A 26,216-nucleotide genomic window follows, 5' to 3' on the forward strand; every position below is an offset into this window, starting at 1 on the left:
CAGTCTCATCGGCACTTGCAAAATGAACGGCGTTGAGCCCTACGCCTATCTGTGCGACCTCTTCACCCGCCTCGCAAACGGCCACCTCGTCAAAGACATCGATGCTCTGATGCCATGGGCTTACGCCGCCCGCATCAAGGCCTCACAATGAGCTCGTCAGATACTCGTCGGTGAGCTCACACCGGCCCCCAGGCAAACCTATCAAGCCGCTGCAACTGACAAATCAATGGGGCGCAGACGCCGCATACGGTTATTACGGTGAGGTCAAGAAATTGTTAGAGCATATGGCTATCGCCTATGTCGGGCAGGGTGAGGATAACATTAAAGGTATTGCTTACCTTCTCATAGTGGTTGGGGCGATTATTGCAGGGATTGTAACCCGTTCAAATGCGGAGATGGGGCGTGCGCATTATTTCGCGTATGGGATGCTCATTTTATTCCTCTCAAGTTTCGTGGAATTGGTTTGGCTTTTTAGTGTACCGGCAATTATCGGCGGCTACCTCTGGGTCTTTGTGGCTCTTTCGTTTTTGGCGTATTTGGTGTCGGGTTTTTTTGGGTGTCGTGCGGCGATTGCAAGGTCGCGAGATGCCTTTGGACATGGCCGCAGAGCGTTTCTTGCATTTATACCGATCGCTAGTTTGTGGCTTTTGTTTAAGGAGTCGCAACAACCAGCATCGCCCAATAAAATGCCAACAATAGCGATTTTTTCCGGGGGCTTAGGCGTCGTTACAGGCTTTGTCCTTCTTGCGGCGACGGTGTGGGTGACTGTATTTTTGCAAGAACAAGCGCAGGCGATGTCGCAGCAACAGGCACAAAATAATCCAGATGCAGAGAGAGCAGGTGTGGATTTATTGATCGGGTCAAAAGGTCTCGAAGGCGCTTTGCGTGCTATGGCTGCGGCGGCGCATACCCCGATAAAGGTTGATGAGATTACATCAATCTCCAAGATTGAGGCTATAGGAATGCAATTGCAACGCACCTACACCGTGGATGGCGAGAATATGGCAATGCCAGAGACACTTCGCTCAAGGCATCGGGAGCAAATTTGCGCTAGCTCTTTCGTATCGATTTTTCGAGCAGGGGGATCGCTCCGAGAGGTTTATGTGGAGAAAAGTGGGCGTGAGATAGGTGAGGTAATGGTAACCGCCAAAGACTGCGACCACTGACCAGGCCAAGGAGGCCCCTTTAATGTTCAGGAGCTTTTATTTTATACTTGGTCCGGAGGAAAATGCAGGCCTTGACGCCTCTACAGCCAAAGCCGAGCGCGGTGAGTTTGCTACCGACGAGGAAGTTGCCGCGCTTTGGGCGAAGTTCAAGCGGTGAGACTTCGTGAAATGCGGCGAGCCTTGCGGCTGTTCGAAATCTTTTCCTACATTGAGGAAAGTTCGCCATGGGGAGCGGGGCCATCGCGCACCGGCTGGACAGCATCTCTTAGACGATGAACAAGAGCCGACCCCACGATTCGCGGAATCTGGTTCGTTCGAGCCGCTGCAATGAAATAATGCGCTTTTCAATCGGTGGCTAACAGTGACCTCCGCAAGTGACACGACATATTTCAGATGCCGCTGACCGATTGCTCGATCGCCCCGAACAGGACACCACCATCCTTGCGGCGCGCTTCCATCCGCACGGTGTCGCCATAGCGCATGAACGGCGTCTTCGCGCCGCCGAGATCGATGATTTCTATGCCGCGCCGCTCGGCGATGCAGCTTGAACCGACCTCGCGGAAATTCCGGTTGGAGACCGTGCCCGATCCGATCACCGTGCCAGGCACGAGATTGCGGGAATAGGCGGCGTGGGCAACGAGTTCGTGAAAACCAAAGCCCATCGCATAGCCGTTGGCGGCGCCAAAACGCTTGCCGTTCCAATCGACCAGCAGCTCCAGGTCAAGCCGGCCGTCGCGCCAGCCCTCGCCCGCTTCGTCCGGCGTGACCGCGACCGGCGCCATCGAGCACGGCGGCTTGGCCTGTATCCAGCCGAAGCCGGTCTTCATTTCGATCGGTGCGATTCGCCTGAGGGACCAGTCGTTGATCTGCACCAGAAGCCGGATATGGGCCATTGCCGCTTCGGGCGCTGTGCCGAGCGGCACGCGGTCGGTGATGACGCCGAATTCCCCCTCGAAATCGATGTCGTCGGCCTCCGATGGGAAGGATATCGTCTCCCGTGGGCCGTAGAACATGTCCGACACGCCCTGATACATCAGCGGCCGGCAGGTTTTTTCCTTCTTGATGCCGAAGACGGCATCCATCAGGTCGCCATGGCTCTCGAAGGCCGAGCCATCTAGCCATTGCCAGGCGCGCGGCAGCGGCGCCATGGCCTGATCAGCGTCGAAGACGATTTCACCGGCAACGGAGCCGGCATTCATCTCCTGATATTGGGATTGAAGCCGGGGTGCCAGTGTTTCCCRATCCTCCAGCAGGCGCTGCATCGTCTCGACGCCGAGGGCGGGTGCTGCGCGTTTCAGATCGCGGTTGACGACATGGAGCCGTCCATCCGCTGTGCCGTCCCTGAGGCTTGCAAGTTTCATGATCTTCCTCTTCGTAATCTGTTCACAGCGACGCGCGCACCAATGCGTCCGCGTCCACGTCGCGACCGAAGCCGAGCCGGTCGGCGATGGCGGTGGTGATCGGCGGATAGGAGCCGAACAGCGCCACCAGTTCCTCGTCCGGCGCGTAGGTCACGCGGGCGCGGCTCTGCGGAAAGCGGCGATGCAAGGCCTCGACCAATTCGCCGAATGTCAGATAGAGGGTCGGCAGAGTGAAGGCACGATCGCGGCCGAGCCTGTCTCTCTCCAGAGTGCCTGCATGCAGGAAATTGCGCGCCGCCGTCTCCACCGATGTCAGCCAGGTCGTCGAATGCGGATGGACCGGCAAGACGATATCCTCACCGCGCATGACGGCATAGAAGACGCGGCTCATGAAAGCCGATTTCAGCCTTGCATCGGCGCCGTCGCGGGCCATGACGCCCGAAAGCCGCAGCGAGACGCCGTCCAGCCAGCCGCGTGCGGCAAAATTGGAGATCGCCGCTTCCATCATCAGTTTCTGCGCGCCATAGACCATGGTCGGACCGGTCGGCGTCTCATCCGTGGCGAGCGCCGGCATCGGCTTGGCGTAGACGGCGATGGTCGAGGCGAAGACCAGCCGCGTGTTGGGATTGGCGTCGCGCAGCGCCTCGATCAGGGTGAGCGATGCGTCGATATTGACCTTACGGGCCATCGCATAGTTCGCCTCGGCGGCACCGCCGAGAATGGAGGCCAGCAGGTAAACGGTCGACGCCCCCGCGACATGTTTCTCCAGCAGCGAAGGATCGCCGAAATCGCCCTGCAGAAGGCGCAAGCGTGGATCATCAACGAGCGGCGCGGCAATCGACGCCTGATCGATGAGGACGAGTTCGGAAATATCTGCTTCGGCCGACAACAGGCTGGCAAGCCGCTGGCCAACAAAGCCGCCAGCGCCGACGACGACAACCTTCATGAACCCTCCCATCCCGTTAATTGGTTGATCAACCAATAAACTAGTCTTTTTGAAACAGAAAGCAATCGAGTGACCTATCCGTTTTATCGATAGTCCTTATCGAAACCTCTTATTTGAACAGACGACCAAATAACTCTATACCTCGCTGCGATAATCATGAGGAGGAGACCGACATGGCGCATTGGCTGAAGCGCGGAGCCGAACCACAAAGCGTTGCCGAGCAGGATCGCAAGGTGCGGGACGTGGTCGAAGCGACGCTGGCCGACATCGAAGCGCGCGGCGACGCGGCCATTCGCGAACTGTCGATCAAGTTCGATGGCTGGGATCGCGACGACTATCGCCTGAGCCAGGCTGAGATCGATGCCTGCCTGGCAAAACTTTCAAAGCGCGATATTGCCGATATCGAATTCGCCCAGACGCAGGTGCGCAACTTCGCCAGGATCCAGCGCGAGGCGATCCGCGATGTCGAGGTCGAGACCCTGCCGGGGGTGATCCTGGGCCACAAGAACCTGCCGATACAGGCGGCCGGCTGCTATGTGCCGGGCGGCAAATACCCCCTGCTTGCCTCCGCCCATATGTCTGTCATCACCGCCAAGGTGGCCGGCGTGCCGCGCGTGATCACCTGCGCCCCGCCCTATAAAGGCCAGCTCGCACCGGCGATCGTTGCGGCACAGTATCTCGCCGGCGCCGACGAGATCTATGCGCTCGGCGGCATCCAGGCCGTTGGCGCCATGGCGCTCGGCACGGCATCGATCGCGCCGGTCGATATGCTGGTCGGCCCGGGCAATGCCTTTGTCGCGGAGGCCAAGCGGCAGCTGTTCGGCCGCGTCGGCATCGACCTTTTCGCCGGTCCGACCGAGACGCTGGTGATCGCCGACGACAGCGTCGACGCCGAACTCTGCGCCACCGACCTCCTGGGCCAGGCCGAGCACGGGCCGGACAGCCCGGCGATCCTGCTGACCACATCGGAGAAACTTGCCCGTGACACCCTGGCCGAAATCGAGCGGCTTCTGGAAATCCTGCCGACGGCCGAAATCGCCCGCAGATCCTGGGCAACCTTCGGCCAGGTGATCGTTGCGGATTCCGACGAAGAAATGATCGAGATCGCCGACGAGATCGCCTCCGAACATGTGCAGGTGATGACGCGAAATCCCGATTATTTCCTTGAGAACATGACCAATTACGGCGCGCTGTTCCTCGGGCCGCGCACCAATGTCGCCTATGGCGACAAGGTCATCGGCACCAATCACACGCTGCCGACGAAGAAGGCGGCGCGCTACACCGGCGGCCTCTGGGTCGGCAAGTTCCTCAAGACCTGTACCTATCAGAAGGTTTTGACCGATGAGGCCTCGGCAAAAGTCGGCCGCTATTGCTCGCGCCTCTGCGACCTCGAAGGTTTTTCCGGCCATGGCGAGCAGGCCAATATCCGTGTCCGGCGCTATGGCGGCGACAATGTGCCCTATGCCGGCCGCGCCGAAGAGCTTGCCTGATGACGATGGCCCTCCCAAGGACGCCCTCTTTCCGCCTCGATGGCAAGCGCGCGCTTGTCACCGGGGCGGGCAGAGGACTGGGACTGGCAGCGGCAGCGGCTTTCGCTGAAGCCGGCGCGCATGTCGTGCTTGCCGCACGTTCGGAGGACGAGATTGCGCAAGCCGCCGCAGCGATAAAGGCCGCCGGCGGCGCGGCGGAAGCCACGTGCCTCGACGTGACCAGCACGGAATCGTCAGCGCAGACGATCGCGGCGAAAGGCCCGTTCGACGTCCTGTTCAACAATGCCGGCACCAACCGGCCGAAGCCGGTCTGGGAGGTGACGGAAGCCGATTACGATGCCGTCCTTGACCTCAATCTCAAGGCGGCCTTCTTCGTCGCCCAAGCGGTGGCGAAAGGCATGATCGACACCAGACGCCCCGGCTCGATTATCCACATGAGTTCACAGATGGGCCATGTCGGCGGACAAAACCGCACGCTTTACTGCGCCTCCAAATGGGGCATCGAAGGCTTAAGCAAAGCAATGGCGCTCGACCTTGCTAGATACGGCATCCGCTCCAACACGCTCGCGCCGACTTTCATCGAAACGCCGATGACCAGGCCGTTTCTGGAGGATGCAGGCTTCCGGACATCGGTATTGGCCAAGATCAAGCTCGGCCGCCTCGGCCAGGTCGAGGATGTCATGGGCGCCATCGTCTTCCTGGCTTCCGATGCCGCCGCACTGGTGACCGGTACGTCACTCGTTGTCGATGGCGGCTGGACGGCGGATTGACGTTTGAAGAACCTGGGCGGCCCGCTTTGCCACGCGCAACGGTGCCATGAGCGGCGACCGTTCGATAGGGTGCAGGTGGCAACGATTGGCCCCTCCTTCTCGTGGGGAGAGGGAGGAGCCAATCCGATACAATTTTGCAGGAGAGGAGACCTCTGATGTTCGAACCCTTCCCCGGAAATTATGTGTGGAACCTCTCCACCAATCTGGCGCTGATGTGCGGCGGCAATCACGGCGAGCTCGATGAGGCCTGCCGGCCGATCCGCGAAGCGGCGGCGCGTGGCGAGGATGCCGGCACGGCACTGTTCTTCGACTCCTGGGTCGATGTCGCGCGAAAAATCATCGCCATGGGCGATCGCGATTTCGACATGGGGCGCGAGCTGTCGGCCGGCATCAAATACCAGCGCGCCGCCGGCTATCTGCTCGCGGCCGAGCGCATGCAAAGCCGAGACTATGCGCCGCGATGGCAGGCTTATAACGATGGTCTTGCCTATTTCCGCAAAGGCGTGGAGCTGCAGCGCAAGGGCGTCGAATTCGTCCAAATCCCTTATGAGGGCAAGTATTTCACTGGCCTGTTCGTCAAGGCGGCACCTGGTGCGGATGGCCGGCCGGCGCCCTGCCTTGTCTCCTGCAACGGCCTCGATTCGATGAAGGAGCAAATCTATGGCGCCGGCAATCCGGAAGCGTTCCGGCTACGCGGCGTCTCGACCCTTGTCATCGACCAGCCCGGCACCGGCGAGGCGCTACGCAATCTCGGCCTCGTCGGCCGCCATGACGCGGAGGCCTGGGCTTCGGCTGCGCTCGACTATCTGCTGACCCGCGACGATGTCGACCCCAAGCGCATCGGCATGTTCGGCCTGTCGCTGGGTGGCTATTTCGCCCCGCGCGCCGCCGCCATGGACCCGCGCTTCGCGCTCTGCGCCGTCATGGGCGCGAACCACAATTGGGGCGAGATGCAGAAGCGGCGCATGGCGCGCGAGGGCGACCGGCCCGTGCCGCACTATTGGGACCATGTGATGTGGGTGTTCGGCAAGAAGACGATCGAAGACTTCATGGACTGGGCGCCCAGCATGGACCTGAATGGCGTGGTCGAAAAGATCAAAGTGCCCTTCCTCATCACGCATGGCGGCGGCGATCGGCAGATCCCGGTCGAATATGCGCACCAGAGCCATGATCAGGCCGTCAACAGTCCCAAGCGCACGCTCTTCATCACCACCGGCGACGATTTCGAAGTCGAGCATTGTGGCGCCGACAATGGCACGATCCTGCGCGACTATATCGCCGACTGGGTCGGAGAGACGTTTGCCGAAATGGCCTGAGCAACCATCAGGCTTGAACAACGCCAAATGTGACGCTATATTACGTCATAATTCATGGCATGGAGTTCAAGCTCATGGCACTCGCCCAATATGCGGACAATGGATTTTTCGCACCGCGCAAGATTGCCGATGCATTCCGAACCACCAGCGAGGAAGTCGCCCGCACGGCCGGTCTTGGCCGGGACGCCATTCAGCGGAAAGAGCGTGTCCTTTCGGACAAGACGCAGCGGCGATTGCGGGAAATGATCGAGATCGTCAACAAGGTCGAACCGCGTTTCGGTTCGGCGCTGATTGCCTATGCCTGGTACCGTTCGGAACCGCTGGCGGGATTCTCCGGCCAGACGGCGATGCAACTGGTGCAAAGCGGGCGCGCCGCCGAGGTGCTCGACTATATCGACGCGGTCGATGCCGGCATTCATGCGTAAATGCGTTACCAGGGGAAGCTTTTTCGGGCATTGAACCCGGTCTACGCGCGCGAACCGCTCTCCGGCCGCGGCGCCGAACTCTATGGCGGTCGATTCAATCCGAAGGGCGTGCCGGCGCTCTATACCTCGCTCTCCGTTCTTGTCGCTCTTCGGGAGGCCAACCAGATCGGCAACCTGCAGCCGACGACGCTGGTCTCGTATGAGGCGGACATCGAGCGTGTTTTCGACAGTCGGGATGTGGCCGCTCTCAAGGCAGAGGACATGGACCCAGCCGGCCTTGCGGACACGACATGGCGCGATCAGATGAAGAAAAGCGGCGAAGCGCGGACGCAGGCTTTCGCCCGCAACCTCGTCGCCAAAGGCTTTCATGGACTGCTGGTCAGAAGTTTCGCTCCCGGCACAGATCCGGATGATCTCAATCTCGTCCTTTGGACATGGGGCAATCCTGCCCCATCCCGCCTCGTGCTGATCGATGACGAAGGCCGCCTTTCGCGTTGAGCCGCGCTACCAGTAGATCAGCGGCAGGCCCGCAACAGGACTCCCGAAATACGGAATGCGGCTGCCCCTGAGCGAACCGAGATAGACCGTCTTCAGGTCCGTGCCGCCGAAGGTCAGCGACGCCATCCAAGGGCAAAGCGTTCCGGTCGCGGCCGCCATCAGGTCCGGCGTCACCTTGCCTTCCTCCCAGGCCTTGTCGAGTTCGGCGGTCTTTTCCGGATTGCCATCGTCGAGCACGGTCAGGAGATCGCCCTCGGGCGTGATCGCCACCAGCCGGTCGGCCATGATCAGCGTCGTCCAGAGATTGCCATAGGCGTCGAAGGCGATACCGTCGCAGAAGCCGCCGACATTTGACGGGCCGTAGATTTCGCGATTGGTCAGTGCGCCATCGGCCTGGACGCGGAAGCGGGTGATGTTGCGCGACGTGGTTTCCGCCACATAGAGCCATTCCTCCTTGGCGTCGAACCTGAGCTCATTCGTGCCGCAGAGATTATCGGCAACGATGCGGGCGCCCTTGTCATCGATCAGCGCGATATAGCCGTCGCGGCTCATGGTCTTCACGTGATCGGTCCAGGGCACCATCTGGGTCGTGACCGTCAGCCATAGCCTGCCCTTGCTGTCGCGGGTGACGAAATTCGCCTTGCCGACCGGTCTGCCGTCGATGTTGTCGATCAGCACCCGGCTCTCGCCATCGCGCCGCATGAATTCCAGTCGGTCGGTGCCGAAATTGGCAATCAGGAAATCGCCATTGGCATCGAAGGCTAGGCCATTCGGCAAGCTGCCCATCGTATTGACGTAGCGATCTTCGAAGGAGGCAGCGGCACGGTTCTCCAGCCCCTTTTGCAGGATGAGTTCCTGCTTTCCGTCCGGATCGATGCGCATCACGCCGCCACGCGCATCGGCCGACCAGAGCGTCCCGTCGCGTTCGGCCAGGATGCATTCCGGCCGCTCTAGGCCTGAACCAATGAAGTGGATATCCTCGCGCCGCACTTGAAATCCCGCCAGCGGGTTCGTCATCGACCTTTCTCCTTATTTAGTTGTTCGACCAACCAAATAATTTTCGGCGGCGATTGTCAATGCTTGCTGCTTGAATTCGTTTGAATTTTTGCACGTAGACGATGATGCGATCGGACTGGGAACAAAAATGTTCCTTCTTCTCAGCCGTCGCGAGCTCGACTAGCGTGCCCCGAAACGACCGCATCGGCGCTTTGGGGAGGATCGCGTGGCCAATCGATATGACATCATTTCCGTGGGTGGCGGGCACAACGGCCTGACTGCTGCCGCCTATATGGCCAAGGCCGGCAAGAAGGTGCTGGTGCTCGAACGCAAGGGCCACCCCGGCGGCGGCGTCTCTACCCGCGAACTAACCCTGCCGGGCTTCTGGCATGACGAGCACTCCAATGTGCATATCATGCTGCAGGGCAATCCGATGATCACCGATGACGAGCTCGGCCTGTTCTCGAAATTCGGGTTGAAATACCATTATTCGCCCCTGCCCTCGGCCACCGTCTTCGACGATGGCACCGCGGTGAAGCTCTACAAGGACCTGGACAAGACCTGCGAAGGCATCGCAGAATTCTCGCAGCGCGACGCCGAGGCCTATCGCCGCTTTGCGCAGAAGAGCATGGCCTTCCTGCCGATGTTCATGTCCGGGCTCTATTCGCCGCCCTTCCCCATGGGCGCTTTCATGGCGATGATGGACCAGACGGATGAGGGCCGCGAAATCCTCGATTTCATGAGCCGGTCTTCGGTCGATCTCGCCGACCAGTTCTTCGAAAGCGAGCGGCTGAAGGTGCATCTCGTGCGGCTGGTGACGGAAAACCTGCAGGCGCCCGACGATCTCGGCACCGGCATGGGCGTATTTCTGATGCCCGGCATCATCCACAAATTCGGTGTCGCCCGTCCGGTCGGTGGCTCCGGCGAACTCACCAAGGCAATGATCAAATCGATCGAGCATTTCGGCGGCGAAGTGCGCTGCAATTCCGAAGTCCGCCGCATCCTCACGTCGTCGGGCCGCATTACCGGCGTCGAATTGACGACCGGCGAGCGCTTCGAAGCGAAGGATGCGGTAATCGCCGGCATCCATCCGAAGGTGCTGGGCAAATTCGTCGACGGCATTCCGCCGCGCGTCGACGAGCGCGCCCAGCGGATCACCCAGTCGCATTTCTCCATCATGCTCAGCCATTATGCCCTGAAGAAGCAGGCGACGTTGAAGGCCGGCGGCGATCTCGACCAGGCTGTCATGACCGAACTCATGACCTCCGACCGCATGAACGATATGCGCACCTCCTTCGACCAGCTCAAGCAGGGCAAGATCCCGGCCGTGCCGCTTTGCGCCGGCTCGGATATCGCAGTCGGCGATCCCAGCCGTGCGCCGGCCGGCTCCGGCACATTCTACGGCGTCACCTTCGCGCCCTACGACCTGGAGGGCAATCCCGCTCTTTGGGACGAGCGAAAGGAAGAAGTCGCCGACAAGAGCCTCGACTATTATCGCAAATTCTTCGATGGCATGGACAGCGACAACATCCTGGCACGCGTGGTCAAGAGCCCGCTCGACATGGAGCGCGACAGCCCCAATTCCTTCCTGCGCGGCGATATCCATGGCTGCGCGCCCTATATGTACCAGACTGTCGGCCATCGCCCGACGCCGGATTACGGCCAATATGCCGTGCCGGGGGTCGAAGGCCTCTACCTTGTCGGCCCGTTCATGCATCCCGGCGGCGGCGTGTTCGGCGCCGGCCGCGGCACGGCCATCCGGATGATGGATGACATGAACATCGACTACGACAAGGTGATGGGGGCACGCCTATGAAGTTTCTCGACGCGCAGAACAAGGAACTTATGGCTGTCCGCAAAGTGTCGATCGAGGACGGCGAACTTGTAATCCGCGGCAAGATCTTCGGCGCCATGCCGATGGTAGCCAAGCTGACGCCGGAGGAGGCACGCGCCGGCCTCAAGCTTCTCGGCCTGAAAATGTTCTTTCAGCTCATCCCCTTCATCATCAGGCGCTCGCCAAAGAAATCATGATCCGTCAGAGATCAGGGTTCCGCCATCCACGACCAGTGTCTGGCCGGTGATGAAGGCCCCGGCGTCGCTGGCCAGCATGAGCGCAACGCCGGCGATTTCGTGCGGCTCGCCGACACGCCTGAGCGGCGTCATCGACAGCCGCCGCACCATGAAACTCGAATTGGCCATCAGTTCGCGCGCCAGCGGTGTGCGGATCAGGCCGGGCGCGATGGCATTGGCACGGATATTGAGCGGTCCCCATTCGACCGCGAGATTGCGCGCCAGCTGCGCCAGCGCTGCCTTCGACAGCCCGTAGAGGCCGATCGCCTTGTTGCCGCGCAGTGCCGCAATGCTCGCCATCAGGATGATGCTGCCGCCGCCGCGGCGTGCCATGGCCGGGGCGAAAGCCGATGTCAGCGCATGAGCACTGGCGAGATTGACGGTCATGACGCGATGCCATTCAACCTCGGTCACGTCACTGATCGGACCGGCCGGCCCCTGCATGCCGGCATTCAGCACCAGCACATCGGGCACATCCCCCTTGTTGACCATGTCAAGCGCCGCGGCGCGCAGGGCCGGAATATCGCCGAGATCCAATCCAAAAGTCCTGATGGCGGTGCCCCGGCTTCGGATCGATGCCGCCGCGGCCTCGGCATGCGCAAGCGTCTGGTCGGTCAGGATCAGCTCTGCGCCGGCGCTGGCAAACAGGTCGGCAATCGCCTGTCCGAGGCCGCCAGCGGCGCCGGTGATCAGGACGGTCTTGCCGTGAAGACCGAAAAGCTCGTTTGGATCCGGCATCAGCGCCCCTCTAGGCTGGCAGCGATTTCGGGCGAATAGGCGCCATCGACCAGCATGAATAGCATCCGGCAGACGCGATCCGATCGATTGGCCCAGGCATGATTGGTTCCGCGCTGGACCACGACCGAGCCGATGCCCAGCGTCACCTCCTCCTCATCGAGCACCAGGACCAGTTCGCCTGAGAGAACGATGCCGTAATCGATCGATTGGGTGCGGTGCATGAGCGGATGCGGCGAGCTGGCCTTGACTGTCGAAGCCCCAGCCTCGCCGATCGAGGCAAAGGCTGCCTGCATCCGGGCGGCACCGTTTTTCAAAAAATCCTCGGTGTCCGGCGGGATATCGACGATACGGATACGGGTGCCATTCCGTGGCGGCGGCAACATCAGCCCGGCGAGCGTCGGATCATCGCCATTGCCGACCGGCGCCGGCACGCCTTCCGTCGACCATATTTCGTGAAAGACTGTACCTGGAATCGCCTCCAGCCTTTGCACCAGGGACAGCGGACCATTCGAGGCAATGCAGGAAGCGCCATCCGGGCGATGGCCGGTGACGATCCGGCGGATATCAGGCAGTGCCGGTGGTGTATCGATTTGCATAATGCCTCGTCAGCGAAAGGTGGGCCGACCACAGGCTAGTCACCCGAGAGCAGGTGCAGAAATCGATTTTTCGGATTGGCGGTATCGCTTTTACGAATTCGCATTTCCCGCCGTTCTGGTTTATTGGTTGGTCAACCAAGCAATAATGCCGCTTGCGATCTACCGATGAGGAGGAGGTTTGCATGAAAGTCGCCCTGATCGGCGCCACCGGCAAAGCCGGCTCGCGTGTTCTGACCGAATTGGTCGCACGCGGCCACACGGTCACCGCGGTCGTGCGCAACGCCGGTCGCGTTCCACAATCGGCTGGCGTCACCGCCAAGGGCATCGACGGCAGCCGGGAACAGATTGCCGATGCCGTCCGTGGCCATGATGCCGTCATCAGCTCGGTGCGTTTTCTCGATCTGCCGCCGGACATCCTGTTGCCGGCGATCCTCGATTCCGGCGTCAGGCGCTATCTCATCGTTGGCGGGGCGGGCAGCCTCATCCACCCGGACGGCATCGAGGAAACCGACCAGCCTGGCTTCCCAGAAGCTGCCCGGCCGAATTCGCTGAAGGGAAAAGACCTGCTCGAAGGCTTGAGAAAGACCGACGACCTCGACTGGACCTTTATCTCGCCGCCGCGCTTTTTCATCGCCGGCGAGCGGACCGGAACGTTCCGCCATGGCAAGGACCACATGCTGATGGTGGCTGGAGCGCCGACCAGCCTTTCTTTCGAAGACATGGCCGTCGCCATCGTGGATGAGCTCGAACACGGGCAGCATCTGCGCGAACGCATTACGGTGGGATACTGAAACGCTTGGCGAGCAACGTCAGCCCACAGAGATCAATAGCGGATTTTGAGCATCGACTTTGTCAACCCCCGCCGGGCGACCGAAGCATCGCACGGAATACCAACCAGGAGACCTCCATGCCTCTTTTCGACCGGCTCAGCGTATATTGGCCCTACGCCCTGACAGCCCTCCGCATCATGACCGGACTTCTTTACCTCGAGCATGGCACCCAAAAGCTGTTCGGCTTTCCGATGGGTGGCCAGGGCGGACCGCTTCCAACCTTGTTTCTTGTCCAGGGTGTACTCGAAGCCGTCGGCGGTCTCTTGATTGCGCTTGGGCTTCTCACCCGCCCCGCCGCCTTCCTCCTGTCGGGCAATATGGCAGTCGCCTATTTCATGGTCCATAATCCGCAGAACTTCTTCCCCGCCAACAATGGCGGCGATGCCGCCGTGCTGTTCTGCTTCACCTTCCTTTTTCTTTTCATCGCCGGCCCCGGCGCGTTGGCCATCGACAATAGGAAGAGCTGACAGCAGTTGTGGGCGACATGGCGGGCGTCAGACGCGTGCCGCCAGGCGCCTGTGAACACCGCTGGCATTGACGAAATCGACGGTCAGCGCGGGCGAGGCATCGACCACGGACGCGATCGCATCTTCGTCCATTAAGGTGAACGCAGTCGACATCGCGTCGGCTGTCGTCGCATCGTCGGCCACGACGCTCATCCGCCTGTAGAGCGTCGGTGCACTGCCATCGCGCGGATCGAGGATGTGGCCGAACCGTCCCGCGTCGTCGAAATGAAAACCCTCGGCGCTGGATGTGGCGACTGCCCGGTCAACAATGTCGAGAATCTGGTCGGGGTGAGCATCGTCTTCATGTTCCGCGAGGCCGACCCTCCATGGGCTGCCGTCCGCCTTGGCGCCGATGGCGCGGTCCTCGCCCATATCCACAAGGCTGCTCGTCACCCCGGCGTCGCGCAAGAGATCGACGATCCGGTCGGTTATGAAGCCTTGGGCGACGCCGTTAAGCGTCAACGCCGCTCCCTTGGGGAGGACGACACGGTCATAGTCGAACGCCACGGCATCGAAACCGACGCGCGTCAGCACCCGGCCTATCTCCGATGCCAGCGGCCCGGAAGGATCGGGGTTTGGGGCTGTGAAATGATCCCGGTAAAGGCTCCAGAGCGGTTGGACGGTCGGATCGAACGCGCCGGCAGTTGCGCTCCAGAAGCGGCGACAAGTTTGAAGCAGCGAGACCATTTCCGCCGGAGGAGCGACAAGCACGCCGGTCTTGTTGAGGATGGAAATGGCCGAATCCTCTCTGTAGAGGCTGAAAATCGCCTCCAGGCGTGACACTTCCGCGGTGACGCGCTCGATCAGCCGGTTGCCCGCTACACTGTCGACATGGTTCAAAATCAAAGTCGCCGGCGCGCCAAGCGCCTGCCCGGTCCAGGTGATCGGTGCCCGAGCCGTCGCTGCCCGCGCGCGCGACAACAAGGGCAAACCGGCCATCGCCGCGAAGATCATGATCGCCCGGCGGCGGCTGAAATTTCTAGCCATTGTTCTGTCCCTTCACATCCGACGCGGCCGGGGCATCGTCCTTGGGCGCGTCTGCGCCGGAGCCGAGGACATAGTCATGCGGCACCTGGTCGAAGGTGACGACCCGCCCGCCATTCTTGAGTGCAAACTTGGCCGCGGCATCGCGGATCGAGAACGGCACTGTCTCTTCGTTGCCCATGCTGCCGCGCATCGTGCTGCCGATGACGTAGAAGGCTTTTCTCGCATCCACCCAGTTTGTCGTGCCGGGCTTTTCCCAGCTCGGCGCTTTGGCCATGTCGGAGACATAGATGGCGACGTAATCCTTCGGCTCCTCCGGCAGCATGGTGAACGCCAAAGTGTCCCGCGCCGACGAAAACCAGATGGGTTCACCGACCTTGGCGTCGAGGATGACCTGCCCTTTTGGTCCGGCATGTTCGAGCACGTTCATCCCGCAATACCGGCCCACAGCATCGGCCGTCAGGGCGAAGGGCGGCGGGGGCGTGGCTTTCCCCTCGTTGTCGCAACCGGCAACCAACAGCGCCGACAGGAACGGCGCCAGCATCCAGAAATATTTCATAGCTCTCTCCTTGAGAAAGTTGCTGCGGCGAGCGCGAGCGGAAGAACCGTCCACAGGCAGAGTGCGGCGACAAGGACCGTGGCCGTGAGGCCGGTATGTTCGGCGATACCACCCATGCCCGAAAGCGCGCTCGCCCCGCCGGATCCGAGATTCAGCAAACGATAGGCATCGGCGGGGTTGAGAAGCAGGAGCGCATCGAGAAGCCCTGCCGGAAGCGCATGGCCTCCCGCAGCGACCAGCGCTCCGAGGAGCGCCATGTCGTAGATCAGGACGAAGACCAGCCATATGCCGATGGCAATGCCGCCCGCAGTGCTGCGCTCACGGACGAGCGTGCTGACGAGGTAGCCGACCGCCAGGAAGACCGCACCCAGCAGAACGGACGAACCGAGCATGGACAGGAACGACGTCCAGCTGCCGGCGTCGATATCCGCGCCCATCGCGACCAGGGCAATTGCCGCAGCGCCGTAGCCGAAGAGCGTCGCAAAGCCAAGGATAGCGACATGGCCGAGGAATTTTCCCAAGATGACCTGGTTCCTGCCGACCGGATAGCTCAGGAGCAGCAGCATGGTGCCCCGCTCCATCTCGCCGACGATCGCGTCATGCGACAGGAGCAGCGCGATCAGCGGCACAAGGAAGATCGTCAGGCTGGAAAGGCTGACGATGACGACGTCGAGCGGGTCGACGCCGACATTGCCCGTCGGCGCGCTTCCGAGAAAAGTGAGCGTCAGCGCGAGCGCCGCAAGAAGCAGCGTCGTCGAGACGACCCAGCGATTGCGCAGGCCCTCGCGGATCTCCTTGCGGGCAACGATGAGGATGTTGATCATTGGGCTGCCTTCCTTGCGTTCAGAAAATGCGCGTAGAGGTCGTCCAGCGTTGGCTCTGTCACGTGAAGGGCGGCGATATCGGCGGGATTGGCGGTGACCTCTTTCAGCAGCACGATCTTGTCTTCCATCGCGACCTCGGTCTCGATCGAGTTGCCGCCCCTAGCGGTCCAGGCGACGCCGCCGAACTCGCGCTTCCTCGCGGTACCGTCGCCGGCCAACGTCAGGCTGATGCGGGTCGGCAGGCGGGCAAGGCCGCGCAGGCTGTCCAATGTGCCGTCGGCGATCTTGACGCCCTCATTGATGATCATGACACGGTCGGCGCGGTCCTCGAGCTCCGACAGAGCGTGCGAGGAGAGCAGGATCGTGGCCCCTGTCGCGCGGAGTTCCGCCAGCACGTCGTAGACCCTGTGCCGCAGCGCCGGATCGAGGCCGCTCGTTGGCTCGTCCAGAAGCAGGATGCGCGGTTGGCCGAGCAGTGCCTGCGCAAGGCCCAATCGCTGCCGCATGCCTTTCGAATAGGTCCGCACGGGGCGGTCGGCGGCCTCAGGCGCAAGCCCGACGCGGTCGAGAAGTTCCGGCGCGTACGCCATGTCGACCCGCTTCAAGCGAGCATAGAATGCCAGCGTCTCGCGCCCGGTCAGCGCCATATGGAAGGCCACGCTTTCGGGCAGATAGCCGAGCCGCTGGCGCACCACGAAATCGCCTCTCGCGGGGTCTTCTCCGAGAACCTCGACAGTACCGGAGGACGGACGGATAAGCCCAAGCAGCATTTTGATGATCGTGGTCTTGCCCGCGCCGTTGTGGCCGACGAGGGCGACCGTTTCGCCTTCGTTGAGCGTGAAGGAGACATCCTTCACCGCGTCGACGTTTCCATAGCGCTTCGCCACACCGGACAAGACGACCGTGGGTTTGGTCATTGCTGTTTCTCCTCGATTTTCGGAGGTGTCATCAAGGGATGGCTGTCGGTCACGCCGCCGGGAAGGATGGCTGGGAATTGCGCCTGCGCCCATCGGATGACCTGGACCGCCGGGCTGGTGGTCAGCACCTTGGCCTGCGGCGACGTCCAGAGCACCTTGTCCACCAGGTCGTTCGGCCGATAGGGGTTGTCGCCGATGCCGTCGCCATCGAGATCGAAGGCCTGGTTGTCGCTCCAGTAATTACCCCTGCCCTTGTCCGACCAGTCGACATAGCGCGTGCCGGCATATTTGACCTGGGTCCGGTTGTTGATGAAGGCATTGCCGCTGATGACATTGCCTTCCGAACCGGCCGTGAAGTGGATGCCGATGGCGCAGCCGTTGAATTCGTTGCCGGTAATGCGGTTCTTGTTGGCATTGTAGATGAAGACGCATTTTTCAGGACCGGGGCGGAAATCCGACTGGTCTCCCTCTTCCTGCGTCGAGGTGTTGTCGGTCACCATGTCCGGCGAAGCGCGGTTGCCAGCCATCGCCCAGCGGCTTTCGGGCTGCAGGTGTCCCCGAATTCTATTGCCGGTCACAAGCGAGTTGTTGGCGAAATTCAGCAGCAGTCCGTGGTCGCGGTCGCCGTCCGACAGATTGTCTATGATCTTGAGATGACTGGAGAACATGATCGCGTAGCCGACCAGGTTTCCGATCGACACGTTGTCGCGGATCTCGCTGTCGTTCGTGTACATGTAGTGAATGGCGAAACGGACATTGGTGAACCGGTTGCCGCTGAAGACATTGTGCTTGCTGGCATTGGTGGCGATGCCGTCGCGGCCGAAACTGATGTCGTTGTCGACCACCTCGGCGCCCGGAGCGTTCCATACGGTCACGCCGTTTCCGGACTCGCTCAGGCGCGCCGTCTTCAAGCCGACGATCTTGTTGTGGCGGGTCAGCGACTTCGCGGCTCCGTGGATGTAGATGCCGTAAAGATTGCCGGTGACGGTGTTGTCCTCAATGACCGCGCCCGTCGCGGCCTGCGTCGCGAACACGCCGGAATCCATGGTTTCGAGGTCCATGCCCGAACCGCTGATATCGAGGCCGCGAAGGGTGACGCCGGCTGCGTCAATGGTGATCACGGTGCCGGTATTGTCGCCCACGATCGCAGCGCCGGAGTCGCCCGCGATGGTCAGAGCCTTTTTGATGATGATCCGGCCCCGGTACTGGCCCGGCCTAAGCAGGATGCGGTCGCCAGCGGCCGCCTGTTCGACGACAGCCGACAGCGTCAGCCGATCCGACGGCGTCACGATCCGGTCCGCGGCAATGGCGGACGATGCGATGGCGGCCCAGAGGGCCACCATCATGATGATTACCGCGCGCGCCATCACGCTGACTGCGGCTCGACCAGCATCCGGCCCTTCATCTCCATGTGCATGGCATGGCAGAACCAGCTGCAATAGTACCAGTAGACGCCCGGCTTGCTCGCCTTGAAGGTCACCGAAGCAGTGGCCTGCGGCGCGACCTCCATGTTGATGCCGTAGTTGATGATGGCAAAGCCGTGGGTCAGGTCTTCGACTTCGTCGATATTGGTGACGTAGACAGTGACCTCGTCGCCTTCCTTGACCTTGAAGGATTCCAGCCCGAAGGCCGGCGCGGAAGACGTCATGTAGACGCGCACTTTGTCGCCGTCGCGGATCACGTCCGAATCCGTCATCAGGTCGATCTTGTCCTTCTTGGCCTGTTCGACCGCGTCAGCGAACATCGGGTCGTCGCGCTTCCAGATGCTGATCGGGTTGATCTTCGAGGCATGCACAATCGTCGCGTCATGCGGCTCGGCAAAGGACGGGCTGTCGTGCACGAGCACCATCTCATCGCCCGATATGTCGATCAGCTGGTCGTTCTCCGGCTTGAGCGGGCCGACATTGAGGTAGCGGTCCTTGGAGAACTTGTTGAGCGACAGCAGCCACTTGCCGTCGGCTTCCTTGGTCTGGCCCATCGAGCTGTGATTATGGCCCGGCTGGTAGCTGACGTCGAGCTTCTGCCGGATCGGATCGACCTTTTCGCCATTGAACGCGCGGATTGCGTCCTCGATGTTCCACTTGCAGATCTGGCTGTCGAGGAAGAGCGTCGTATAGGCATTGCCACGGCCGTCGAAGGCAGTGTGCAACGGTCCGAGACCCAGCTGCGGCTCGGCCACGACCGTGTCGCGCGGCTTGATCTTGTCGTCGAACAGATCGTCGAACTTGCGCACATCGAACACCGTGACTGTGGGCGACAGCTTGCCCGCCGCCATGGCATGAATGCCATCCGGTGCGGTGTTCATGCCATGCGGACCGTTCGATACCGGGATATAGCGGGTGTAGCGCGAGCCGTGGCGTCCGTCGATGACCGGCACGCCGTTCATCTCCTTGAAGTCGCCCTTCTTGACCGCTTCCTCGATCCGCTTGATGTTGAAGACCACGACCCAGTCCTGGTCCTTGGCCGTCATCTCCGCCAGATTGACGCCGTTCTCGGAATTGTAGCAGGTCGCGTAGCAGTATTTGCCCTGGTAGTCGGCATCGACATTGTCGAGATTTCCGTCGACCATGACCTGCCAGGCGACCTTCATCGTGTCGCCGTCAATGGCGCTGAAGATCGCGCGGTACTGCTTGGGATCGTCCAGCACCTTGCCGTCGTTCGGCAGCGGCACGCCGTCTTCGCCATTGGCGAACACATAGCCGGTCCGCGGATATTTCTGCACGCGCAGACCATGCACGGTGTGCTGGTTGGGCAGCTCGATGATCTTATCGCACTTCATCACGTCGAGACGAATGCGAGCGACACGCGTGTTGGCCTTGTCATTGGCAAACAGATAGCGGCCGTCATAAGTACCGTCGGTGAAGGAGGGATGCGGGTGGTGAAGGTCGCCGTTGTGATAGACGCCGCCGCGGTCCTTGAGGAGTTCGACCGTGCGCGGCAGAAGACCTTCGGTCAGGACCTTACGGCTTTCATTCGTCAGGCCCCAGCCCGTGGCGCTGCAGCGGTTGAAGACCGGAACGCGCATCAGTTCCCGCATGGACGGGAGACCGACGATACGCAACTCGCCTGACTGGCCGCTCGAGAAGAAGGTGTAATACTGGTCCAGTTCGCCCGGCTTGACTTCGGCGCTCTGCCCGGAGCGGGTCGCCGCCTTGACGGGTGTCGCGAAGCCGCCCGAAAACGTGAGCGCACCGCCTGCCGTCGCGACTCCAGCGGCGGCTGCAGCAGCGGTCGTGCCGAGCAGCTGCCGCCTGTTCAGTTTTGGTTGGTCTTTCTCTTCGTTTGACATGTCTGCTTCCTTCATTTTGGCCCGGACCCGATGTCCGGCGCCGATTTAAGAGCGGGTGATCGGTTCGCCGTTATGCGTGATCACGGTTCGTGGCGTCGGCTTTTCGCCGCGCGATTCCGGGGTCGACAACGCCTTGAATTTCTCGCGTTTCAGCCGAACCTGGATCATGTGCGGGCATCGCTGGTCGTCGTGATAGAGTTCCTGGCAATGCATGCAGTAGATGCATTCGTTGACATTGATCTGCCCTTCGGGATGGATCGCCTGGACAGGGCATTCCTTCGAGCAGCGCTGGCAGGGTGAGCCGCAATCGGGATAGCGCTTCAGCCATTCGAACATGCGGATGCGGCCGGGAATGGCGAGAGCAGCGCCGAGAGGGCAGAGATAGCGGCAGTAGAACCTCTCGATGAACAGGCTGGCAATCAGCAGGGCGAAGGCAAATATTACGAACGGCCAGTCGCGGACGAATTTCAGCACGATCGCCGTCTTGAACGGTTCCACCTCGGACAGCATTTCGGCATAGGACATCGAGTAGAGCGACATGCCGAACAGGCCGAGGAAGATAATGTACTTGATCGGCCACAGCCGCTCGTGCAGGCCCCAGGGCAGCTTGACCTGCGGTACCTTCAGGCGCTGGGCCACCTTGCCGAGAAGCTCTTGCAGCGCACCGAAAGGGCAGAGCCAGCCGCAGAAGGGCCCACGTCCCCAGAACAACAGGCCTGCCGCCACCGCCGCCCAGAGGATGAAGATCAGGGGTGCGGCGAGGAAGAATTCCCAGCTGAAATTGGTGACCAGCGCATTGGTGAATGTCAGGACATTGACCACCGAAAGCTGGGCACCGGCATACCAGCCAAGCCAGACCAGGGTGAAGAGCAGGTAGCCTTTGCGCACCCAGGCGAACAGCTTCGGACGCTTGACCAGCCAGTCCTGGAAAAAGAAGATTGCGGTGAGGATCAACAGCGCCGCGGCGGTGACGGCGACGGATACGCGGTCCATGTTCCAGATGCGCATCCACAAAGGCTGCTCATCCGGCGTGGCGTTGATGGCCGCAGGCTTCACGACCGGGGCCGCGGGGACAGTCGCTTTCGTCACCGTATAATAGGCCGCCGGAAGCGTGTATCCGAGATCGAACGGGATGAACTGCTTGTCACGCGCGCCGACGCTCCGCTGCACCAGCAGCTGCAATTCCCACGGCTCGGTGACGTCGAGCGAGAACTCGGCCGGCACGACGAACAAGTCGACATCCCGCAATTGAGGGGCATCCGCGGGCGCGAGCCCCGCCAATCTCGTGTGATTGCGGTCGCGGAAGCGCACCCCCTGATCGTTCTGCAAAAGCTCGATGCGATCGAAGATTCCGCCTCGGACATAGGCAGAGCCTTTGAACGAATAGGCTCCGTCGCCAGCGACGAGAATGGCCGACTGGCCGGGCTTGAGGTTTGCCGCCAGCCGCCGATAGGCGTCTTCGCCGAGAAGCGTCTTGCCGATCGCAGGAACGCTGACCGGAGCGACATAGAGATCTACGAAGTGATCGCCGGGATTTGCCGTTTCCGGGCGGGCGGCGGCATCGGCGTGTTTCGCGTCCTGGAAGGCCTTCGAGACTTCGCCGACGGTCAAATGCAGGCTGCGGATCGAACCGTCGCCCAGCAAAGTCTGCCAGTCGGTCACCTTGTCCTTGGCGAGGTCGAGCTTCCGCACATCCGGCAAGGCCGCTGCGGTCACCGCGCCGCTTTCGCTCAGCCGGCCGCTCCGGATCAGCGAGACAGCGGACCGCACGATGCTGTCACTCATGACAAGCACCGTCACCGTGGCCCCGCTGACGATATCGACCTGGGGCGGATGCTCGGTGCCTGCCGCGACGCCTGTAAGGTTCTTGCCGACGATCGAGTTCACCGCGGCTACCACTTTGGCCTGCGGTATGCCGACCAGAACGATCGGCTCGTGATGATCGATGAGCTTGAAGCCGCGGACGACGCCCGTTGGATCGATGCCGACGGCGACATGGATGGGCTTGCCCGAGTAGCCGATCGAGTTGGTAAAATCGGAATTGAGATAGGCGTAGCCGACAAGTTGCTGGCCGCGATAGACAGGCGCGATGGGCGGCTCGCCCCTGAGATCGCCGAACCGGTCGGCGCCCTGGAACAGTTCTCCCGGCTGAACCTTACTGAGATAGGCGGGCAGTTGGCTCGCCGCGAACGCCGATGATAACATCAAGAGGGAAACACAGACCGCGGCGAGCAGGATGCCCGCGACCCTCATGGCCCAAGTTTTTCCCGAATTCCGCATTGACCTGCATCTCTCCAGATTTCGACCCGTTGTCGGGCCTGAAATTAGGCGAGTTGCGCATTCGGTCTTTGTCCCAAGACAAATATTTCGATCGTAACTTCTGCGACATCTATCAGCATGCCGCTCGCTGCGGCGCTGCGGAAGAATGTCAAAGGGAGAATTGCGATGTCGCCGACAAACCCCGATCCCTGGGAACTCGCGTCACTGGACCAATTGCTTGCCATCGCGCGCGCCATGGAGCGGCAAGCTGTAGAAGGCTACGAGGCGCTCAGTCGGCGCATGAGCACGATGGGACGGCCCGATCTCGCCGCAGTGTTCAATTCATTGGTCGTGGAAGAAACTGGACATCTGAGCAAAGTGGATGAATGGCAACAAACGTCGGGACGAGATGGGATCGACATCGCGGCCGCGGCTCCGGATGACCTGTTCCAGGATGAAGGCGCCGCAACCGTGGCGCCGGAACTGATGTCCGCCTATCGCGCTTTCTCGACGGCCGTTCGCAATGAGGAACGCGCCTTCGCCTTTTGGACCTATGTCTCGGCCCATGCAAAATCCGATGCGATCAAGGAAGCAGCCGAGCGAATGGCCAGGGAAGAATTGGGGCATATTTCGACGCTCAGAAGAGAACGTCGCAAGGCCTTTCACATCGAGAGAGCCGGCAGTCCCGACGTCAAGGTCACCCTGAACGCCCTCGAGCAAGAGCTTCGCCGGCAGATCAAGGCGGTGGTGGCGACGATTTCGCCGAATGGGGCGACGACTTTGCGAGACCATCTGCGGGAAGCGCATGCCAGAGGTGAATCCGTCGCTCTTCATCCGTTCAACATGAGGCCGCCCTATAAGATCGATCCCACAAAGATCGTCGAGGCGTTGCCGTTGAACGAATATCTGCTCGATTGGTATCTCGACATCGGAGACCGCGCCAAAAATGAAGAGGACGCCGGCCGCGCGCGTCTGTTCGCCGCCCAACTGGTCGCCTGTCTGAGGACGCTGCGCAGCTTGAAGGAAGCGGGTCGACTGCCATTACGGAATGAAATGAGCGGCTGATACCCAACCGCCGCAACTATGCCGGCGCGGACGGCGGGCGCCAAAGCGCCCCTATCCTTCAATTGCCGAGGACGACGAAAGCGGCCTTTGCGGCGGTGACGAGAGCAAAAAACGCCGGCCACGCGACGAGCGCTGCGGAGAGCGTTGGGCGGGCACCCCGAAGACCTATGAAGTCCATCACCACCAGGCGCGATTTCACGACCGAAAGGACGAGGATCGCGCCGAGCGCGGCGAACGGAAGCGCCTCGTGGTTCCATTGTGCGGCGATCAGGGCGGCGACGGCTGCGACGAGCATCAATACTGTGGCCGTGCCCATAAGCCATGTCGAGTTGTTGTTCTGCATTTCGCTTATCCGAGATAGACGACGGGGAAAATGACCAGCCAGACGATGGTGACGACGTGCCAGACAGTGGCGACCAGGGCGACATTCGAACGCTCCGGCCGATATGCAATAATCAGCATGACCAGGCCGAGCAGTGCCACATGGGCGAGGTGAAACCCGGTGATGATGAAATAGAGATCGAAGAAGACGTGGAACGTCGCGTCGCCGACAAAACGCAGCTCCCCGCCATATTCAGCCAGCTTGACGCCGGCGAAGACGAAACCGAGCGCCGCAGCGCCAAGCAGCGCCAGCCGCATGATCCGTTCGCTCCTGGTGCGTGCCGCCTCCGCAGCAAGCCAGCTGCTGGTGATCAGCACGAGCGTGCTCACGCTTGCCAGCCGCCCGTTCAGATGAAGTTTTGCCAGGGAGAAGCTTTCCGGGTGCAGGAAAGACATCACCATGAAGCCGCCGAGCAGCGCGCCGAACGCGACCAGCTCGCACCACACCAGAACCCAGAGGACCAGGTCTCCGCCTGAGTCTGCGCTTTCACTGACGTCTTCGACAACCGCCATATTTCATAATCTCCGCTTGTTGGCGGTATTTATCGCTGCCGATGGCTGGCTTCTTTGCGCGAGCGCAAGGAAGTTCGTATCGGTCGCGCGAATCAGGCAGCCGCTACTGCCTTGGCAACAACCTGATCTTGCCGTCCAGGTCGACCATGTCGAACTCGGAGACGAGGACCTGGAGGCGAAGGTTCCATTCGCAGTCGCATGGCGCCTGGACATGCTCCGCGCTCCAGAAGCCTTTGGATTTCCTCCGCAGCGGAATCTTGAAGGGAGCGATGGCGCCATCGGCCGATGACATCCTCAGTGTGAGTTCGCGCGGATCGAGCGGGTAGAATTCCCCCTTCGTCAGCGACACATCGACATCGAAACGGAGATCGGACGTCGTCCGGAACGACAATGTGGCCATAGCCRCCGGCTGATGCAGGTGCAGCGAGGTCGATACGGGTGGCATCAATGCGAGCGCGCGGGGCGGCGCCGTGAACCGCCAGAGCGAGGTGACGCCGAGGACAAGAACGATCAACGCGATTTCTGCCGCCACGATCCTCCTCATCGACCGCGCGGCCCCGGCATGTCCATCCACAACCCCATTCGTGAGCCAGATGCGGTTGAAGCCGCCGAGCAGCAAGGCGGACACGACCAGAACGAGTTTGCCTATGAGGACCCTGCCATAGGCAGTACCCCACAACGCTTCCGGAGCCCCCAATTGAACGGATGCGAGATAGGCTCCTGCCAGCACGATCACGGTGACCGAATACGGAATGGCCATCGAAAACCGGCGTAGCGCCCCATCCCGCCCGGGACGCCCCGGTCCGAGGAGAAACCACAGGCGAGGCAAGGCGCCGGCCCAGAAGCAGGCGGCGCAGACATGGAGAGACAATGCAGCGAACGAAAGCCACTTGATCCCGGCGTCCGAGGCATGCCCGGTCAGGGCAAAGCCGGGTCCGAGAATTGTCAGCGCGGTCAGGGAAAGGTTCCGCCCCGCGCTCGGCCGGCCGATCGCCGCAAACGAGAGGAACAAAGACACGGCCACCAACGCCATCGACCTGGCAAGGCTGCTGTCGAGTGCCGCCGTCCATGGTCCCATCGCCATCAGTCCAGCCAACGACGATCCCGTTTCCTCGACGCCCAAAAGACCGACCAGAATCACCGCGCAGACGCCCGCTCCCCCGAGCAGCGCCGCGCAGGCACGGCCGGGCGGCGCGCCGCCAATCCAGAATGCGAAGAAGACACCGCCCACGCCGAAAAGACAGCAGCAATAAAAGCCGAATTTCACCGCCCAGGTCAGGATGGATGTCGCGTCGCCATGGTCCGAAAGCGCGCCCATATCCTGGATAGCGTCCTTCCGGCCGATCGAAAAAATCACTGCCGCCCGCACCGGATGCCCGTCTTCGGAGACGGCGCGCCAGTTGAGAGCATAGGTGCCGGCATCGAGCGGCCGCTCCAGGCGCGCGGCCACCTCGCTTCCCGAGGTCACGGCGTCGAGATCAACGGACTTGCCGACGCGATCCACCAGCGTGAGGACGACATGGCTGACGGGTTCGGAGAATCGCAACGTCAACCGAGGCGGTGCTGCGGCGAGCACCTCGCCTTGTGCCGGAGAGGACGACAGCAAGACGGCGTGGGCGGTTGCCTGCCGTGGAAGGAACAGGAGAAGCGCCGACATGGTCAGCAAGGCGATGAATGCGGCGCGAAAAAGTCCGTGCGTCGACGACATCGCCTGCGC

The 26,216-nt window shown here is 61.5% G+C and carries 27 protein-coding genes; 12 read left to right on the forward strand and 15 right to left on the reverse strand.

Annotated features, from left to right (window positions below):
- Together AC1D06_RS17390 and AC1D06_RS17395 are read left to right on the forward strand one after the other, a co-directional pair.
- Positions 1 to 151: transposase domain-containing protein (locus AC1D06_RS17390; RefSeq protein WP_477987275.1), on the forward strand; the 151-nt coding region annotated here is incomplete at its 5' end.
- Between the two features lie 19 nt (positions 152 to 170).
- A complete protein-coding gene (locus tag AC1D06_RS17395) occupies positions 171 to 1,166 on the forward strand; it encodes a hypothetical protein (protein WP_477987177.1) in 996 nt (331 codons plus the stop codon).
- A gap of 389 nt (positions 1,167 to 1,555) precedes the next feature.
- Here the strand turns inward: AC1D06_RS17395 and AC1D06_RS17400 are convergent, their stop codons facing one another.
- Both AC1D06_RS17400 and AC1D06_RS17405 read right to left on the reverse strand, forming a co-directional pair.
- Positions 1,556 to 2,527, reverse strand: a complete 972-nt coding sequence (locus AC1D06_RS17400) for a fumarylacetoacetate hydrolase family protein (protein WP_477987178.1) — start codon at positions 2,525 to 2,527, stop codon at positions 1,556 to 1,558.
- A 22-nt stretch (positions 2,528 to 2,549) separates the two neighbouring features.
- Positions 2,550 to 3,473, reverse strand: coding sequence for an NAD-dependent epimerase/dehydratase family protein (locus AC1D06_RS17405; RefSeq protein WP_477987179.1), 924 nt, complete (start codon positions 3,471 to 3,473; stop codon positions 2,550 to 2,552).
- 173 nt (positions 3,474 to 3,646) lie between these two features.
- On the opposite strand from AC1D06_RS17405, the gene hisD reads away from it, so the two are divergent.
- The 5 genes from hisD to AC1D06_RS17430 all read left to right on the forward strand — a co-directional run bounded on the left by hisD (position 3,647) and on the right by AC1D06_RS17430 (position 7,972).
- The gene (gene hisD / locus AC1D06_RS17410) at positions 3,647 to 4,963 is read left to right on the forward strand and encodes a histidinol dehydrogenase (RefSeq protein ID WP_477987180.1); all 1,317 of its coding nucleotides are present in this window, start codon (positions 3,647 to 3,649) and stop codon (positions 4,961 to 4,963) included.
- 5 nt (positions 4,964 to 4,968) lie between these two features.
- Complete coding sequence (locus AC1D06_RS17415; RefSeq protein WP_477987277.1) at positions 4,969 to 5,733, forward strand: SDR family NAD(P)-dependent oxidoreductase; 765 nt, start codon at positions 4,969 to 4,971, stop codon at positions 5,731 to 5,733.
- Between the two features lie 155 nt (positions 5,734 to 5,888).
- Positions 5,889 to 7,049 (forward strand): alpha/beta hydrolase family protein, encoded by a 1,161-nt coding sequence (locus AC1D06_RS17420; protein WP_477987182.1) that lies wholly within the window; start codon positions 5,889 to 5,891, stop codon positions 7,047 to 7,049.
- A 74-nt stretch (positions 7,050 to 7,123) separates the two neighbouring features.
- The gene (locus AC1D06_RS17425; protein WP_477881057.1) at positions 7,124 to 7,474 is read left to right on the forward strand and encodes an antitoxin Xre/MbcA/ParS toxin-binding domain-containing protein; all 351 of its coding nucleotides are present in this window, start codon (positions 7,124 to 7,126) and stop codon (positions 7,472 to 7,474) included.
- On the forward strand, positions 7,475 to 7,972 hold the full coding sequence (locus AC1D06_RS17430) for an RES family NAD+ phosphorylase (RefSeq protein WP_477987183.1): 498 nt from the start codon (positions 7,475 to 7,477) through the stop codon (positions 7,970 to 7,972).
- A 6-nt stretch (positions 7,973 to 7,978) separates the two neighbouring features.
- Here the strand turns inward: AC1D06_RS17430 and AC1D06_RS17435 are convergent, their stop codons facing one another.
- Positions 7,979 to 8,989: an SMP-30/gluconolactonase/LRE family protein gene (locus tag AC1D06_RS17435; RefSeq protein WP_477987184.1), complete on the reverse strand. Its 1,011-nt coding sequence runs from the start codon at positions 8,987 to 8,989 to the stop codon at positions 7,979 to 7,981.
- A 205-nt stretch (positions 8,990 to 9,194) separates the two neighbouring features.
- Here AC1D06_RS17435 and AC1D06_RS17440 point away from each other — a divergent pair, with 205 nt between their 5' ends.
- Both AC1D06_RS17440 and AC1D06_RS17445 read left to right on the forward strand, forming a co-directional pair.
- A complete protein-coding gene (locus AC1D06_RS17440; RefSeq protein WP_477987185.1) occupies positions 9,195 to 10,784 on the forward strand; it encodes a phytoene desaturase family protein in 1,590 nt (529 codons plus the stop codon).
- Complete coding sequence (locus AC1D06_RS17445; RefSeq protein WP_477987187.1) at positions 10,781 to 10,999, forward strand: hypothetical protein; 219 nt, start codon at positions 10,781 to 10,783, stop codon at positions 10,997 to 10,999. The genes AC1D06_RS17440 and AC1D06_RS17445 overlap by 4 nt, the downstream gene beginning before the upstream one ends.
- Here AC1D06_RS17445 and AC1D06_RS17450 read toward each other — a convergent pair.
- Positions 10,994 to 11,776, reverse strand: coding sequence for an SDR family NAD(P)-dependent oxidoreductase (locus AC1D06_RS17450; protein WP_477987189.1), 783 nt, complete (start codon positions 11,774 to 11,776; stop codon positions 10,994 to 10,996). The two genes, AC1D06_RS17445 and AC1D06_RS17450, sit on opposite strands and share 6 nt — an antisense overlap.
- A complete protein-coding gene (locus AC1D06_RS17455; protein WP_477987190.1) occupies positions 11,776 to 12,372 on the reverse strand; it encodes a cupin domain-containing protein in 597 nt (198 codons plus the stop codon). Before AC1D06_RS17455 ends, AC1D06_RS17450 begins: the two co-directional genes overlap by 1 nt.
- 182 nt (positions 12,373 to 12,554) lie before the next feature.
- Here AC1D06_RS17455 and AC1D06_RS17460 point away from each other — a divergent pair, with 182 nt between their 5' ends.
- Positions 12,555 to 13,163 carry an NAD(P)-dependent oxidoreductase gene (locus AC1D06_RS17460; protein ID WP_477987192.1) on the forward strand — a complete coding sequence of 203 codons (609 nt, stop codon included), beginning with the start codon at positions 12,555 to 12,557 and terminating at the stop codon, positions 13,161 to 13,163.
- A 116-nt stretch (positions 13,164 to 13,279) separates the two neighbouring features.
- Positions 13,280 to 13,669, forward strand: coding sequence for a DoxX family protein (locus tag AC1D06_RS17465; RefSeq protein ID WP_477987193.1), 390 nt, complete (start codon positions 13,280 to 13,282; stop codon positions 13,667 to 13,669).
- Between the two features lie 27 nt (positions 13,670 to 13,696).
- On the opposite strand, the gene AC1D06_RS17470 is transcribed toward AC1D06_RS17465, so the two are convergent.
- The 7 genes from AC1D06_RS17470 to AC1D06_RS17500 are packed head-to-tail and all read right to left on the reverse strand — an operon-like array spanning position 13,697 to position 22,534.
- On the reverse strand, positions 13,697 to 14,695 hold the full coding sequence (locus tag AC1D06_RS17470) for an FAD:protein FMN transferase (RefSeq protein ID WP_477987194.1): 999 nt from the start codon (positions 14,693 to 14,695) through the stop codon (positions 13,697 to 13,699).
- Positions 14,688 to 15,251 (reverse strand): nitrous oxide reductase accessory protein NosL, encoded by a 564-nt coding sequence (locus AC1D06_RS17475; protein WP_477987195.1) that lies wholly within the window; start codon positions 15,249 to 15,251, stop codon positions 14,688 to 14,690. Before AC1D06_RS17475 ends, AC1D06_RS17470 begins: the two co-directional genes overlap by 8 nt.
- Positions 15,248 to 16,075, reverse strand: coding sequence for an ABC transporter permease (locus tag AC1D06_RS17480; RefSeq protein WP_477987196.1), 828 nt, complete (start codon positions 16,073 to 16,075; stop codon positions 15,248 to 15,250). The genes AC1D06_RS17475 and AC1D06_RS17480 overlap by 4 nt, the downstream gene beginning before the upstream one ends.
- Positions 16,072 to 16,992 (reverse strand): ABC transporter ATP-binding protein, encoded by a 921-nt coding sequence (locus AC1D06_RS17485; RefSeq protein ID WP_477987197.1) that lies wholly within the window; start codon positions 16,990 to 16,992, stop codon positions 16,072 to 16,074. The genes AC1D06_RS17480 and AC1D06_RS17485 overlap by 4 nt, the downstream gene beginning before the upstream one ends.
- The gene (locus tag AC1D06_RS17490; protein WP_477987198.1) at positions 16,989 to 18,359 is read right to left on the reverse strand and encodes a nitrous oxide reductase family maturation protein NosD; all 1,371 of its coding nucleotides are present in this window, start codon (positions 18,357 to 18,359) and stop codon (positions 16,989 to 16,991) included. The genes AC1D06_RS17485 and AC1D06_RS17490 overlap by 4 nt, the downstream gene beginning before the upstream one ends.
- A complete protein-coding gene (nosZ, locus tag AC1D06_RS17495) occupies positions 18,359 to 20,281 on the reverse strand; it encodes a TAT-dependent nitrous-oxide reductase (RefSeq protein WP_477987199.1) in 1,923 nt (640 codons plus the stop codon). Before nosZ ends, AC1D06_RS17490 begins: the two co-directional genes overlap by 1 nt.
- Before the next feature lie 45 nt (positions 20,282 to 20,326).
- The gene (locus tag AC1D06_RS17500; RefSeq protein ID WP_477987201.1) at positions 20,327 to 22,534 is read right to left on the reverse strand and encodes a 4Fe-4S binding protein; all 2,208 of its coding nucleotides are present in this window, start codon (positions 22,532 to 22,534) and stop codon (positions 20,327 to 20,329) included.
- Between the two features lie 192 nt (positions 22,535 to 22,726).
- On the opposite strand from AC1D06_RS17500, the gene AC1D06_RS17505 reads away from it, so the two are divergent.
- Positions 22,727 to 23,605 (forward strand): ferritin-like domain-containing protein, encoded by an 879-nt coding sequence (locus AC1D06_RS17505; protein ID WP_477987202.1) that lies wholly within the window; start codon positions 22,727 to 22,729, stop codon positions 23,603 to 23,605.
- Between the two features lie 58 nt (positions 23,606 to 23,663).
- On the opposite strand, the gene AC1D06_RS17510 is transcribed toward AC1D06_RS17505, so the two are convergent.
- The 3 genes from AC1D06_RS17510 to AC1D06_RS17520 form a co-directional block, all read right to left on the reverse strand.
- A complete protein-coding gene (locus tag AC1D06_RS17510; RefSeq protein ID WP_477987203.1) occupies positions 23,664 to 23,948 on the reverse strand; it encodes a cytochrome C oxidase subunit IV family protein in 285 nt (94 codons plus the stop codon).
- Between the two features lie 5 nt (positions 23,949 to 23,953).
- A complete protein-coding gene (locus tag AC1D06_RS17515; protein ID WP_477987204.1) occupies positions 23,954 to 24,499 on the reverse strand; it encodes a cytochrome c oxidase subunit 3 family protein in 546 nt (181 codons plus the stop codon).
- A 103-nt stretch (positions 24,500 to 24,602) separates the two neighbouring features.
- Entirely contained in the window at positions 24,603 to 26,207 is a 1,605-nt protein-coding gene (locus tag AC1D06_RS17520; RefSeq protein ID WP_477987206.1) for a copper resistance CopC/CopD family protein, read from the reverse strand.
- Positions 26,208 to 26,216 lie beyond the last annotated feature (9 nt).

The sequence above is a fragment of the Rhizobium sp. P2_G2 genome, from assembly GCF_056403555.1.